The sequence below is a fragment of the Microbulbifer sp. MLAF003 genome, from assembly GCF_030012965.1.
Classification (GTDB): Bacteria; Pseudomonadota; Gammaproteobacteria; order Pseudomonadales; family Cellvibrionaceae; genus Microbulbifer; species Microbulbifer variabilis.
In genome coordinates, this window is the sequence record NZ_CP120232.1 from 306,199 (window position 1) to 319,638 (window position 13,440).

The 13,440-nt window shown below is 49.9% G+C and carries 14 protein-coding genes and 1 pseudogene; 8 read left to right on the plus strand and 7 right to left on the minus strand.

All coding sequences use genetic code 11. From position 1 onward, the window contains the following. Positions 1–53: 53 nt before the first annotated feature. A complete protein-coding gene (locus tag P3339_RS01470; protein ID WP_282952210.1) occupies positions 54–452 on the minus strand; it encodes a globin in 399 nt (132 codons plus the stop codon). A 547-nt stretch (positions 453–999) separates the two neighbouring features. Here P3339_RS01470 and P3339_RS01475 point away from each other — a divergent pair. The 5 genes and pseudogenes from P3339_RS01475 to P3339_RS01495 all read left to right on the plus strand — a co-directional run bounded on the left by P3339_RS01475 (position 1,000) and on the right by P3339_RS01495 (position 5,766). After that, complete coding sequence (locus P3339_RS01475) at positions 1,000–2,163, plus strand: phosphoglycerate kinase (RefSeq protein WP_282952211.1); 1,164 nt, start codon at positions 1,000–1,002, stop codon at positions 2,161–2,163. A gap of 92 nt (positions 2,164–2,255) precedes the next feature. Beyond that, on the plus strand, positions 2,256–3,320 hold the full coding sequence (gene fba / locus P3339_RS01480) for a class II fructose-bisphosphate aldolase (protein WP_020414192.1): 1,065 nt from the start codon (positions 2,256–2,258) through the stop codon (positions 3,318–3,320). Between the two features lie 120 nt (positions 3,321–3,440). After that, entirely contained in the window at positions 3,441–4,421 is a 981-nt protein-coding gene (locus P3339_RS01485; protein WP_020414193.1) for an alpha/beta hydrolase, read from the plus strand. A gap of 120 nt (positions 4,422–4,541) precedes the next feature. Then, a complete protein-coding gene (locus tag P3339_RS01490; RefSeq protein ID WP_282952212.1) occupies positions 4,542–5,063 on the plus strand; it encodes a DUF4166 domain-containing protein in 522 nt (173 codons plus the stop codon). 323 nt (positions 5,064–5,386) lie between these two features. Then, positions 5,387–5,766, plus strand: a pseudogene (locus P3339_RS01495) (VOC family protein). A 260-nt stretch (positions 5,767–6,026) separates the two neighbouring features. Here the strand turns inward: P3339_RS01495 and P3339_RS01500 are convergent. From P3339_RS01500 to serA, 6 genes are all read right to left on the minus strand, one after another. After that, the gene (locus P3339_RS01500) at positions 6,027–6,215 is read right to left on the minus strand and encodes a hypothetical protein (RefSeq protein WP_282952213.1); all 189 of its coding nucleotides are present in this window, start codon (positions 6,213–6,215) and stop codon (positions 6,027–6,029) included. Between the two features lie 108 nt (positions 6,216–6,323). After that, a complete protein-coding gene (locus P3339_RS01505) occupies positions 6,324–6,878 on the minus strand; it encodes an MBL fold metallo-hydrolase (protein ID WP_282953536.1) in 555 nt (184 codons plus the stop codon). Between the two features lie 345 nt (positions 6,879–7,223). Beyond that, a complete protein-coding gene (locus P3339_RS23260; RefSeq protein WP_157533628.1) occupies positions 7,224–7,307 on the minus strand; it encodes a histidine kinase in 84 nt (27 codons plus the stop codon). Between the two features lie 49 nt (positions 7,308–7,356). Next, positions 7,357–7,689, minus strand: coding sequence for a hypothetical protein (locus tag P3339_RS01510; protein ID WP_282952214.1), 333 nt, complete (start codon positions 7,687–7,689; stop codon positions 7,357–7,359). 197 nt (positions 7,690–7,886) lie between these two features. Continuing rightward, the gene (rarD, locus tag P3339_RS01515; RefSeq protein ID WP_282952215.1) at positions 7,887–8,795 is read right to left on the minus strand and encodes an EamA family transporter RarD; all 909 of its coding nucleotides are present in this window, start codon (positions 8,793–8,795) and stop codon (positions 7,887–7,889) included. Between the two features lie 226 nt (positions 8,796–9,021). Beyond that, on the minus strand, positions 9,022–10,269 hold the full coding sequence (serA, locus tag P3339_RS01520) for a phosphoglycerate dehydrogenase (RefSeq protein WP_020414201.1): 1,248 nt from the start codon (positions 10,267–10,269) through the stop codon (positions 9,022–9,024). 160 nt (positions 10,270–10,429) lie between these two features. Here serA and P3339_RS01525 point away from each other — a divergent pair, with 160 nt between their 5' ends. From P3339_RS01525 to P3339_RS01535, 3 genes are all read left to right on the plus strand, one after another. Then, entirely contained in the window at positions 10,430–11,092 is a 663-nt protein-coding gene (locus P3339_RS01525; protein WP_282952216.1) for a fumarylacetoacetate hydrolase family protein, read from the plus strand. Positions 11,093–11,251: 159 nt separating this feature from the next. Beyond that, positions 11,252–12,760 (plus strand): aldehyde dehydrogenase, encoded by a 1,509-nt coding sequence (locus P3339_RS01530; RefSeq protein WP_020414203.1) that lies wholly within the window; start codon positions 11,252–11,254, stop codon positions 12,758–12,760. 214 nt (positions 12,761–12,974) lie between these two features. Next, positions 12,975–13,373 (plus strand): hypothetical protein, encoded by a 399-nt coding sequence (locus tag P3339_RS01535; protein WP_282952217.1) that lies wholly within the window; start codon positions 12,975–12,977, stop codon positions 13,371–13,373. The last annotated feature ends 67 nt before the right edge of the window (positions 13,374–13,440 follow it).

The following is a 13,440-nucleotide window of genomic DNA, read 5'->3' on the forward strand; positions in this document are numbered from 1 at the left end:
CTGGTGGGTTGGTAGTAGAAAAGTAGATACTTTGATTAGCTAGAAAACCGGTATTAGTATGCTTGACGGATGATATCGATACCCGGTGTTATCGCCCGGTTCCATGCGGCTTCAACTTCCGGGGAAAAGTCGTTGTCATGTTGGCGCAGTGTAGCTATCAATGCATCCAGCCATAACCGATACCACTCAGGGCGAATATTGTAGCCATCGCGATCATGACTTTTTCCCAGTGCGCGCAGTTTGGTGTCTGACATTCCACGGGAATAGAGGACAAGCTGCATAATGCCATTGCGTAGCAGGTGTCGTTGCGCCTTCATATTGGTATTGGCAAACAGATTGCGAATATCAGCAGAGCTACCCATGAAGCGGTCGTAAAAGTCGACAAAGAATTGTTCGTTATTACAGCAACGTCCATAACTTTGGAAAACAATATCACTGTCTGATCGTTCCATACCTATTGGATCTCCATAGTTTCTCCGCCGGTGGCGTACCACAGGCTGGATCTTGTGTAGTAGTGCTTTAGGGGGCAGCGATTCTAGCGGGACCGTTACCAAGCGAAAAGTATTGATGTATCAATAATTTAGTTACTGCTCGACAAGTTCTTGGACTCTAGATTTGACTAGTTAGTCGAGAGTTGAGTTTGGCCATTCAGCAAAGGATTTGGCAAATCAGCAGGGTAAAATGGGCTGGCTGACTTCCCCTGACTAGATACACCTCGGAGTATGGGTTGTGCATCAAGCTCATCGTTTCGAGCTGCCCTATTTGGCGTATGGTGTCTGCATCAGAGAGCCTTTTGAGTTTTTTATGCCCTGGATTGCATCGATATGGGCTGAGTCTTTACCTGTTATGAACCGGGAGACTGTACCAGCACCTCTCCAAGCCAGAATTCTTGGTGAATTAACGGCGCTTTTACGGGTTTTCCTGTCGGCAACGGTGGAGTGCTGTTGATATACTCCGCGCCCATATTTTCAGTTAATCGAAGTAGAAGAGGATTGGCGAATGGCGGTCAAACTGATGACAGATCTGGACCTGGCGGGTAAGCGCCTACTTATACGCGAGGACTTGAATGTACCTGTAAAAGACGGTCAGGTGACTTCTGATGCTCGGATCCGTGCGGCACTCCCGACGATCCAGGCCGCTATTGATGCTGGCGCCAAAGTGTTACTGATGTCTCACCTTGGACGCCCGACTGAGGGCGAGTATGCAGAGGAGTTTTCCCTGGCCCCGGTTGCCGCCCATCTTGGTCAACTGCTGGATCGTAAAGTGGCCCTGATCAAGGAGTGGCGGGAAGGTGTTGAGCTGGCTGATGGTGAGGTCGCACTGTTGGAAAATGTGCGTTTTAACGAGGGTGAAAAGAAAGACAGTGAAGAGCTGGCCAAAGCTTATGCTGCTTTGTGCGATGTCTTTGTTATGGATGCATTTGGCACTGCCCACCGTGCCCAAGCCTCTACCCATGGAGTTGCCAAGTTTGCCCCGATTGCATGCGCTGGTCCCCTTCTTGCTGCTGAATTAGATGCCTTGGAAAAGACCCTGGCCGAGCCGGCGCGCCCATTGGTAGCAATCGTTGGTGGCTCCAAGGTATCGACCAAACTCACAGTGCTGGAGAGTTTGGCTGACAAGGTGGACCAGCTGATTGTTGGTGGCGGTATAGCCAATACTTTCCTTGCTGCCAGCGGTAAACCAGTAGGTAAATCCCTATGTGAGCATGATTTGGTGGGTACAGCCAAAACCCTGATGCAAAAGTGCGATATCCCTGTTCCTGTGGATGTTGTCACCGGCAAAGAGTTTAGCGAAGCAGCTGCTGCTGAGACGAAGTCTGCCGATGCCGTAGCTGAGGACGATATGATCTTTGATATCGGTCCTCAGTCCTCTGGAAAGCTGGCAGAGATCCTTAAAGATGCCAAGACGATTATTTGGAACGGCCCCGTAGGTGTGTTCGAATTTGACCAGTTCGGTGCTGGTACCGAGCACTTGTCCAAGGCCATCGCCGATAGCAGTGCCTTCTCCATCGCCGGTGGTGGTGACACATTGGCTGCAGTGGATAAATACGGTATTGCCAATAAGGTGTCTTATATCTCCACTGGCGGCGGTGCCTTCCTGGAGTATGTAGAAGGTAAGAAGCTTCCGGCAGTGGCGATACTTGAGTCACGTGCTGACGACTGAGATAAACCGGAATAACGCCTGCCTGAGTTAACCGGTGGGTGATAAAAGCAAAAAATTAAAATTACTACGAGTAGACGAGAAAGGAATTAACTATGGCTCTTATCAGCCTGCGCCAATTGCTGGACCATGCCGCTGAGCACGGTTACGGCGTACCCGCATTTAACGTCAATAACCTGGAGCAAATGCGTGCGATTATGGAGGCGGCCAAAGAGACCGACTCTCCGGTGATCGTTCAGGCTTCTGCCGGTGCGCGCAAATATGCTGGCGCACCCTTCTTGCGCCACTTGATCCTGGCCGCTATTGAAGAGTTCCCGGAAATCCCGGTGGTAATGCACCAAGACCACGGTACCAGCCCGGCGGTTTGTCAGCGTTCTATCCAGTTGGGCTTCAGCTCTGTAATGATGGACGGTTCCCTGCGCGAAGATGGCAAAACTCCAGCTTCATATGAATACAACGTCGATGTTACACAGCGTGCGGTTGATATGGCTCATGCTTGCGGTGTTTCTGTTGAAGGTGAGTTGGGCTGTCTGGGTTCCCTGGAAACCGGTATGGCGGGTGAAGAGGACGGTGTCGGTGCTGAAGGTAAACTGTCTCATGACCAGCTGTTGACTGATCCAGAAGAAGCGGCAGATTTTGTGCAAAAAACCAAAGTGGATGCCCTGGCAATTGCCTGTGGTACCAGCCACGGTGCTTATAAGTTCACTCGTCCGCCCACAGGGGATATTCTCGCTATCGATCGAATCAAGGAAATCCATGCGCGTATCCCGGGTACCCATTTGGTGATGCATGGCTCCTCTTCTGTACCCCAGGAATGGCTGGCGGTGATCAATGAGTTTGGTGGTGAAATCCCTGAAACTTACGGCGTGCCGGTTGAACAGATTTGTGAAGGCATCAAATACGGCGTACGCAAGGTCAACATTGATACCGACTTACGTCTCGCTTCTACCGGTGCGACCCGCCGCTTCCTGGCTGAGAACCCATCCGAGTTCGATCCACGTAAATTCTACAAAGCCGCTTTGCAGGCGATGAAAGACATTTGCGTAGCGCGTTATGAAGCTTTCGGTACCGCTGGCCAGGCAAGCAAGATTCGCCCGCTGAGCCTTGATGCTATGAGCCAACGCTATGCTGTCGGTGAGTTGGAGCCGCAAATTAAGTAAGCAGTTACTCTCTCTGAAGGCGATGAAAGGCGGGCCTAAAGCCCGCCTTTTTGCATTTAAGCTCCCTGTCCGTTCACAGCATCACTTCCACCCCGGCAAAAATGCAGTACCATTAGTCCAATGGAAACCTTGCAAGACATCAGCACCTACGAAAGCAGCCCGGTGATTAAGCGCCCGGACTATACGGCGCTGCGCCAAAAGTTGCCGCACTTAGACTTTGCCAATGATGCGGCACCATTGCTGACGGAAATGCAGGATTACCGAAATTTTTACGATTTACACTTTCCCCTTGCCCATAAAACTGGAGTTGGCACTTTCAATGCCGCCGGTTTTGAGTTGGTGTCCCAGTATTGGTTAGTTGAGAACCCTCGTGGCACCTTATTTATTTGCCATGGTTATTTTGATCACACTGGCATTTATGGGCCCGCCATTCGCTTCGGGCTTGAGCGAAATCTGAATGTGGTAATATTTGATTTTCCCGGCCATGGCCTCTCTAGCGGAGAGCGAGTAGCTATCCAGACTTTTTTACAATATCGCCAGGTATTTGATCAGCTTTTATCTGTAGCTGAGGGGAAATTACCCAAGCCTTGGCATGCCTTGGGGCAGAGCACTGGTGGTGCGGCCTTACTAGCACATTTGCAGTACAGTCGTCGGCAGCCATTGGATAAAGTTTTTCTGCTGGCTCCCCTTGTGCGCCCTGCAAATTGGCACTTTGTAAAGTGGAAGTATTATTTAGGACGCCTGTTTATCAGTGAGCCAAGTCGTGAGTTTAATATCAATACCCATGATGCGGAGTTCTCTCGACGCCAAGCACTACGCGATCCTCTGCAGTCACAGGTGATCTCCATGTGTTGGCTTGGTGCTATGGTGGACTGGATAAGAACATTTCCCAAAACTGCACGTAACCCCCGTAAAATTCTTGTAGTCCAGGGTACGGGAGATGGAACTGTTGATTGGCGCTACGATATGCGTGCAATCCGGGACCGATTCCCCCACTGCCATCGAGTGTTGATTCGTGGGGCCCGTCATCAAATGATCAATGAGACCCAGCCTTATCGACACCAGATATTGGCGGCACTGGATGACTGGTTGAATCAATAGATTACTTTAGAGACTTTTAGCTTAGATTTTTAGCCAATTATTACCCGCCACGACTGTGTATTTAAAAAGCTAATGATTTTCTATTGAGTAGAATTTTAATCGACTTGCTAAGTAATAGTAATGACAAATATTCTTTCAAAGAAAATGGGACCCTCTTACGATAGGCTTTCTCCACTTATTAAAGAACTTCATACTGGAAAAAAAGTAATTGAGGGGGAGGTGAATGTTGAGAGAGGGAGACTACTTGCGCATTTTATTTGCACCCTTTTCAGGTTTCCGAAACAAAATCACAGTTGTCCACTTCGTGTAGAGTGCCAGCACACTTCGGATGGTATTTTGTGGATGCGTAATTTCGATGGATTAATATTGAACTCTAAGTTTGCATCCACTGGAGACTTGCTGGTTGAACAGATGGGGCCTTTACGGATGTATTTCTACCCTGTAGAGGTAGGTGGGACATTGTCCTATGAATTTATAAAAACAAGAATTTTTGGTATTCCACTGCCAAAAATAATTAGTCCCAGAATATTTGCTGTGGAGTATGAGCTTGATGGGAAATATTATTTCAATGTGAAGGTGACTATGTTTGCTATAGGGAAAATCCTTGCTTATGGTGGTTGTATGGAGTTTTCTCCTGTCTAATTTCAAAGGGGTTAAATTTAGTCCGTTAATAATTTTAAGATGTTAAAAATTAGGGTTGTAAATGTTTTTTACAGTTTGGTTCTGGTGGGAGTAAAAACTTTGCCTCTAGCCGCTTGAATTAAGTAGATGCAAGGAAGCTAAATTTAGGGGTATGGATGGCGATATACAGGGATAAAGCGCTGGCCGCTAATTGGTAGAAATAAATGACAATTCTACTTAGGGGTTAGGTTTTTTCGGTAGATTTGGTTATTGTTTTCCAGCACATAAATTGTAAATATATACGGCCTAAGACTTTGCCACTTAGTAAGAAACAGGAGGGCGCAATGTTTAGTCATGTTATGGTTGGTACCAATGATATGCAGAAAGCCAAGGCTTTTTATGATGCAATTTTGGGAGTACTAGGCCATAAGCCTGGGATCATTGATGAGAAGGGGCGTTGCTTTTATTTCACTAAGACTGGGGTTTTTGCTATCTCCAAGCCCATCAATGGTGAGTCGGCTAGTCATGCAAATGGTGGGACTATAGGTTTTACTGCTACTAGTGTTGAGCAGACTGATGCTTGGCATTCGGCTGGGCTCGAAAATGGGGGTGTTCGTTGTGAGGATCCACCGGGAGTAAGAGAGGGGTGGCAGGAAAGCTTTATATTGCCTACTTGCGTGACCCAGATGGTAACAAGATTTGTGCGCTCCATCGGGTAGAATGAAACTTTCCAGCTGATATAACCAATCGCTTACCTTAAATATGGCAGCGGTTGGTTATAGTATGGATATTTTCGAAGTGAATAAATTGACTGAAACTCCCCCTTCTACTTGGTTTAGAATTTACAGGTTTAGTCTCTCTTATCATCCGGAATTTTAAAGATAGTTGTGAGCTCACCTTCAGGGTCTGAATAAAATAAGATAATAGTAACCGGTATATTTCCGTCATTTGTTGACCTGATTTAATTTTCATCTGAAAGGTACTCTACTCTACTCTGCCTTGGCCGCGGCCACTATCGGATAGTACTATTTCGTTCAGATCATCCATTACCCTGATTGGACCAGAGTAGTATTTGCTCATACCGGTGACAAACCCCTTTTTATCTTCTTCGGTCACTGGGGGAGGTATAAGGTGGGTGGGAGCGATGGATTTAACCCCGGATTTAGTTGCCATTTTGGCAATATCCAGTGTATTAGAATGGTAATGGATGATTTGATCGGCTTTCTCATAGCGTAGGCGAGCCCTGCGATTATTCCCGGTTTGCTTAAGTTTACTGATGTACTATTCATAACTTAACACTTCGGAGATGAGAAGATCAGCATCGCGCTCGATTGATTCCAGTGTATCAAATACATGGGTATCCCCGGTAACAATTACCTTGCAGGGGCCGAATCGGATTTCATAATCGAAAGCGGGAAATACCGGTTCATGATGTACGGCGAAAACCGAAACGTAAGTATTTCCATGGTGCCAAATATCCTGAACAATTTCTGTCTGTTCCCCAGCAATGTTTACTAAATGTGGTGTAGCGACTGCTAATATGGGGTCTAGAATTCCCTGTCGATTGGATGACCTGAATAATATATCGGGCCCAAAACTTTTCCTGATGCCCTCCATAGTATTATAGATACCATAAGGGCCATATATATTAATAGGTGAATTAGCTACTACAAACCAGGACTCATTGATTCCCATTGCAAGCCCACCAAAATGATCGGAGTGCCAGTGGGTGATAAATATGGGGTCTACTTGGGCGAGATTTAAATCTAACTGCCCTATACGAGCAGCGGCGCCTTCTCCTGCATCAATTAAGAACAATTTGCCGCTGCTACGCACCGCCAGGCAGGCAGGGTGTCTTAACCACTGAGCGATGCACCTGTGTGAATGGTTTGGGATCCAGCGGATTCGCAAGATTCTCTAACGGTATTTAAGTAAGCATTTCAGAAATCTTTTATTCTTTTTCTACTAGGGTCAATAATGCCAGGGGCGGGCAGGGTAGTTGATGCACCTTATTATCGTTAACTATGGAAAATTGCAGACGATCGGGCATGCGTATTTTCATAAGGGTCCAGTAAGTCTGTAGTAGGGACCGCTCTTGATTGAATCCAGTTGTGGAATAGTTGCGCGCAGATAGCTGATCAAGCTATCTAGCAGTGCCGGTACCCGGGGAGAAGCTGACTCTTATAGCTTGCGAATATTGGCGAGAGTATTAAAAAGAAAGTGCAGTGTTACCTGGGATTGTAACAATCGCAACCGGCTATCCAATGTCTATCGCTCCAGGGCGCCCCTCTCACGTTCAAATTGCCTGGCTTGTTCACGTAGTTTTATATCCTGCTGGCGCAGTAAGGCCGACATGGCGATCCAGAGAGCAAACAGCTTGCTGGTTACCATAATGACAAGAAACCTCAGATGCTGGTTGTGGTTTTGCCAAAATGAGGGCCTCTTCCTCAGTAGTGCCTATATAGACCGCGAGCAGGGCTAAGGGAATGGATAAACTCCAATAACCTGAATGGCCCAGCGGGCCAGTGATTGGGGTAACTTTTTGGCCAGTATTCCAACAGGTAAAAAACAGGAGTGTTGCCAGTGCCGAGCTGCTGGCACGCACCAGTAACTCCGCATAAGTACCTCTCCATAAGTATCTCTCCATAAGTACTTCCCCAGTAGAGTCCAAGCAATAGGGTCCAGACCAGCGTCGCAGTCAGTACAGTGAGTAATTGCTGCCGGCTCGGTAGAGGCAGCTTGCAGGCCGAAAGGTTTGGGCTTTGCTGTATGGCGGCATTTAGTCCTTATCGGTAGCCGCCATTTTCACACACTTCGGTGGGGAAACTTGCTCGCACTCACTCTCTAGAGTGTGGCCTTGCCCTGTAAATGGAGTTTGCGCCTCTGTGCCAGTGCGTCAATTGAGTAAAGTGCAAGGCCCAGCCACACAAACATAAAGGTAGTCAACTTGCCCTCGCTAAATGGCTCACCAAGTATTTGGGTGGCGACCACCAGCATTAGTGACGGCCCAATATATTGCAGGAACCCCACAGTGGAAAGATTCAGCCTGCGTGCTGCAATAGTGAAAAGCAGCAGTGGCACCAGGGTGACGGGGCCGGCTAACAACAGCAGACTATTCAGTTCCCAGCCGTTATTTAACAGGTTGCTGGTGGGACTGGCACTCCAAAGCAGGTAGATCAGCGCTACCGGCAACATATACAGGGTCTCTATAGCTAGTCCGGTAAGGCTCTCCACCGGTGCACGTTTACGTGCAAGGCCATAGAGGGCGAAAGATCCAGCCAGGAATAAGGCGATAACCGGCACGCGGCCGAACTGCCAAAGCTCATGGACAATCCCCATGGCTGCAAGCGCTACCGCCAACCACTGCAGCCGTCGCAATTTTTCTCCCAAGAATAAGACACCCAGGACAATATTGATCAAGGGGTTGATATAGTAGCCGAGGCTGCTTTCCAGCAGGTGTCCATTGTTAATGGCCCAGATAAATACCAGCCAGTTACCGCTAATCAGCGCTGTGGTGAGAGCTAACCCCCGCATTTTCTTACCATCGCGCAGAGTGTGGACGAGATCGGGAAGCTTGCCTAGCAGCAGCATAATCAGCAGCGCCAGTGCAAGGGACCAGATACTGCGGTGCGCGAGGATTTCAGCCGCGGGTATACCTTGCAGCTGGTTGAAGTAAATTGGGGCCAGCCCCCAAATGAGAAAGGCGGCAATGCCGGCAAGCAAGCCGGTAGTGGCGGTATCGTTGTTGCGCAAGGGGACACCTGCTGTGGAAGAACGAAAAATCGGGTTAGACCTGGATACACGAGGGGTTTCGTGAGAGGCCGAACCAACAGAATAGAGGCTTCTATTGTAGAAGTGTCCGCCAGTGGGGATCAATCCCTTTATCGGTCAATTGAAGGCGTTGAGAGACAGGTGGTAGGCGGGCTCAAGCTATGCGGATACCAAGCCCCCGCAGGAACTGTGGGGGCTGGGGCAGATGTTAAAAGAGTACGCGGCAGCGCAGGGTACCGGGGATATTCTTCAGCTTTTCCAAGGCTAAGTCGGAGTACTCTGCATCGACGTCGATAACCACGTAGCCCAGGGTTTCGTTGGTTTGCAGGAACTGCGCGGAGATATTGATCGCATTCTCTGAAAATACCTGGTTGATCGCGCTCATTATACCGGGCACATTCTTATGAATATGCAGTAGGCGGTGAGTGCCTACATGTCCCGGCAGTGCCACTTCAGGGAAGTTGACCGAGCTGGTGGTGGTACCGTTATCGGAATAGTGTGCCAGCTTTTCCGCTACCTCGGTGCCGATATTCTCCTGGGCCTCCATGGTGGAGCCGCCCACGTGGGGAGTCAGCAGGGCATTGTCGATACCGCGTAGCGGAGAGAGGAATTCATCGTCATTGCCACGGGGCTCTACTGGGAATACGTCTATGGCGGCACCGGCCAGGTGCTTGCTGTTGAGGGCTTCAGCCAGGGCTTCAATATCCACCACGGTACCGCGAGAGGCGTTTAGCAGGATGGCGCCGGGCTTCATTTGTGCGATTTGCGCAGCCCCCATCATCATTTTGGTAGAGGGGAGCTCTGGTACATGCAGGGAAACCACATCGGACTCGCGCAGCAATTCCCCCAAAGAGCCTACCTGGCTGGCGTTACCCAACGGCAACTTGGTGACGACATCATAAAATTTCACTCGCATACCGATGGCCTCTGCCATGACCGACACCTGCGAGCCAATGGCACCATAACCGATAATCCCGAGGGTTTTACCACGGGCTTCGAAGGAACCAACCGCGGACTTGAGCCATCCGCCGCGATGGCACATGGCATTTTTCTCTGGAATACCGCGTAGCATAAAGATCGTCTCGGCGATGATCAGCTCTGCCACACTGCGGGTGTTGGAATAGGGTGCATTAAATACGGCGATACCCAGCTCGGTGGCCGCTTTTAAGTCAACTTGGTTGGTACCGATACAAAAGCAGCCGATCGCAATCAGTTTGGAGGCGTGTTCCAGTACCTTACGGGTTAGCTGGGTTCGCGAGCGAATACCGATAAAGTGGGCATCCGCGATCCTCTCAACCAACTGGTCTTCGGGCAGTGAAGTTTTCAGGAACTCCACGTTGGTGTAGCCACGGGAGGCGAGCAGGTCGATGGCCGACTGATGTACGCCTTCCAGCAGCAGGATGCGAATTTTGTCTTTTTGCAGGGACTTTTTTTGATCGGTATTGTGCGGAGCCATAAACTATCTCTTCACTGAGTGCGAGTAACGCAATAACTGGTGCGTTTATTCCGGTTGGGTCACTTCTTCGGGTGTCGGGAGACAGGCGAAGGCGCGATCATAGCACATGCTGGTTATATCGTTTTATTCGAAATACCTATCCTAACTATCTGGTTTATTTATGTATCAGCACCAATTTACCTGTGGCACCAATGTCCCATTCCCGCTTGGAAAGATCGTTTGTATAGGGCGTAACTATGCAGACCACGCTGCAGAACTCAATAATCCGGTACCAGATGAACCGCTGCTTTTTATCAAGCCAGCTACCGCAGCGGTGGATATGACCCAACCTATTCATATGCCGGTTGGGCGTGGCAGCTGTCATTTTGAAGGCGAGTTGTCGCTGCTGATTGGTGAGAGGTTGTGTAATGCCAATGCTGTAGAAGTATCGCCTGCAATCGCGGGGCTGGGCCTCTCATTGGACCTAACCCTGCGCGATTTGCAGGCGACGCTCAAAAAGGCGGGACACCCCTGGGAGAAGGCCAAGGGCTTTGATAATTCCTGTCCTCTTTCACCATTTGTAAAACTGGACTGGCTGCCGGATTGGGACAAGCTCAGTTACTCCCTGTGGCTAAATGGTGAGTTGCGCCAACGGGGCAAGACCGAGCATATGCTCACTCCGATTCTCGATCTGGTGGCCTATATCAGCAGTTTCTTTACCCTAGAACCTGGCGATGTCGTTCTGACTGGTACTCCCGCGGGAGTTGGTGAGTTGCAGCACGGTGACAAGTTGATGATGCAGTTACAGGATGACTGGCTGCAGGTGGAAACCCAGGTGGCATAGCTCCAAAGGCTGCTTACATTCAGCTGCTTTACTCTTCACCACACTGATCTGTGAGCGCAATTTGAAGGAAGACTGGCCCCAGGCCCATTATCCCCTTTGATTTGTGATCACATTTTCGATATAACCCAGATAAATTTTCTGTCCCAAACGAGGTGTGCCATGTCAGCGCAAAATAAAATCCCCGAAAACCTGCAGGAATGGCAGGCCCTGGCGGCCTCACTGAAGATCGAGGGTCGAGCCTTTATCAACGGGCATTATGTAGACGCCCTCTCCGGTGAAACCCGTGCCACCTACAACCCTGCTAATGGCGAAGAGCTTGCCCAGATAGCCAGTTGTGGCCCTGAAGATGCGGACCACGCGGTGCGTGTGGCGCGCGAGGCGTTTAGCTCCGGTGTCTGGTCAAAAATGCCGCCGATGCAGCGCAAGAAAATCATGGTGCGCTTCGCTGAATTGATCGAAGAGCACTTGCTGGAAATTGCCTTGCTGGAAAGCCTGGACGCAGGCAAACCCATTGGCGACACCATAGCTGTAGATGTTCCCGGAGCAGCTACCACTATTCGTTGGAGTGGTGAGGCTATCGACAAGATCTACGATGAAGTCGCCCCCACAGGCCCCGACGAGCTTGGCCTGGTAACTCGTATGCCCCTGGGGGTGGTGGCGGCAATTGTGCCTTGGAATTTCCCACTGTCTACGACCGCTTGGAAGTTGGGGCCAGCCCTGGCCACCGGTAACAGTGTGATCCTGAAGCCGGCCTCCAATACTCCGCTGACTGCAATTAAATTGGCTTGTCTGGCCAAGGAAGCGGGTCTCCCTGATGGCGTACTGAATGTGTTGCCGGGGCCGGGCAGCAGCTTGGGTAAGGCGTTGGGCCTGCATATGGATATCGATTGCCTCACCTTTACTGGTTCCACTGAAGTGGGTAAGACACTCACTGAATATTCCGGTCAGTCAAACCTGAAGCGCACTTTCTTGGAACTGGGCGGAAAGAGCCCAAATATTGTCTTCGCCGATGCAGACCTGGATAAGGCTGCCGATGCTGCAGCGCTGGCTATTTTCTACAACCAGGGGGAAACCTGTACCGCCGGCTCACGTCTGCTTGTGGAAAAAAGCATCGCCGATGAGTTCATTCAAAAAGTGAGTAAGGCCGCCGAACGCTTTAAGCCTGGCCATCCTCAAGATCCAAATACCGCAATGGGCGCACTGATCGATCGCAGCCAGTTCGATACTGTTGAATTTTATGTCGCTAAAGGCTTGGAGCAGGGCGCCCAACTGGTATGTGGCGGCAAACCAGTGGACGAGGTGGCCGGTGGTTATTACTACGAGCCCACCGTATTCCGCGGTGTGACCGGCGATATGACGATCGCCCGCGAGGAAATCTTTGGGCCGGTTTTGTCGGTTATTGAGTTTGAGAGCGAAGAGGAAGCGCTCGCTATTGCTAATGACTCCATTTACGGTCTGGCAGCGGGAATCTGGACCAATAACCTGGGCCGGGCTCATCGTATGGCCCGTGAGATCTATGCGGGCTCTGTGTGGGTCAACAATTACTTTGGCGGGGATATCACCGTGCCCTTCGGCGGTTTTAAGCAGTCAGGTAATGGCCGTGACAAATCGCTGCATGCGTTGGATAAGTACTGTGAACTGAAATCCACTTGGATTGATCTGGGCTAGGTTCCCTCTGGCAGGGTTCCAGTAGCACAGATTTTGAAAAGGGCCACTAACTGCGGCCCTTTTTTATTTCTTCTTTTTCCCATCCACGCTAACTCTGGCGTGAATTATCCAGTCAGCTATACCTAAATTATCGTCCTTTTCAAAAAGGCTTTGACGACATGCGTAATAGCGTGGGTCAGAGCCCGTGGAGTTAACTAGGTGTAGGAGCATCGTATTGAAAAGAGTCTGCCTGTTGATCGTTATTCTGGCTGTTAGCGGACTGACACATTTATGGGCAGCGGAGGCCCCTCTCGCTGGAGAAGTTACGGGGCTAGTCAGTATTGAGCGGGTATATGCGAACCAAGCAGGTTCCAGCCCCATGCGTGTCCGTGCGAATGACTGGGTACAATTATTCGTTAGACATGGTGATGTGGTGGAAAAGGGCCAGCGCCTGGCGGTATACAGGAATGCCAGGGGGCGCACTGTGCTTGAGTATATTGCCAGTCGCTCTGGCCGGGTTTTGGTGAATGGTAAGGCTGCTCTAAATTCCCTGGGCTCTGTTTTGGAAATTATTACTGTGCCCCACGAAGAGTACTGTCAGGTCGTGAACTGTGCATTTGAAGTTGTGGAGTAGCAGGTTATTTTAATTTGGCTCAGCCGTCTGGCGGGGTTACTCTGGGGGCCGTTTTAGCGGCCTCTAC

What these genes read in the sequence shown, in the direction of transcription:
- P3339_RS01485 (WP_020414193.1), top strand. Translation starts at nt 3,441, where the DNA reads ATGGAAACCTTGCAAGACATCAGCACCTACGAAAGCAGCCCGGTGATT.
- P3339_RS01525 (WP_282952216.1), top strand. Translation starts at nt 10,430, where the DNA reads ATGTATCAGCACCAATTTACCTGTGGCACCAATGTCCCATTCCCGCTT.
- P3339_RS01490 (WP_282952212.1), top strand. Translation starts at nt 4,542, where the DNA reads ATGACAAATATTCTTTCAAAGAAAATGGGACCCTCTTACGATAGGCTT.
- P3339_RS01510 (WP_282952214.1), bottom strand. Translation starts at nt 7,689, where the DNA reads ATGGAGAGATACTTATGGAGAGGTACTTATGCGGAGTTACTGGTGCGT.
- P3339_RS01470 (WP_282952210.1), bottom strand. Translation starts at nt 452, where the DNA reads ATGGAACGATCAGACAGTGATATTGTTTTCCAAAGTTATGGACGTTGC.
- P3339_RS01530 (WP_020414203.1), top strand. Translation starts at nt 11,252, where the DNA reads ATGTCAGCGCAAAATAAAATCCCCGAAAACCTGCAGGAATGGCAGGCC.
- P3339_RS01475 (WP_282952211.1), top strand. Translation starts at nt 1,000, where the DNA reads ATGGCGGTCAAACTGATGACAGATCTGGACCTGGCGGGTAAGCGCCTA.
- fba (WP_020414192.1), top strand. Translation starts at nt 2,256, where the DNA reads ATGGCTCTTATCAGCCTGCGCCAATTGCTGGACCATGCCGCTGAGCAC.
- serA (WP_020414201.1), bottom strand. Translation starts at nt 10,269, where the DNA reads ATGGCTCCGCACAATACCGATCAAAAAAAGTCCCTGCAAAAAGACAAA.
- P3339_RS01500 (WP_282952213.1), bottom strand. Translation starts at nt 6,215, where the DNA reads ATGGCAACTAAATCCGGGGTTAAATCCATCGCTCCCACCCACCTTATA.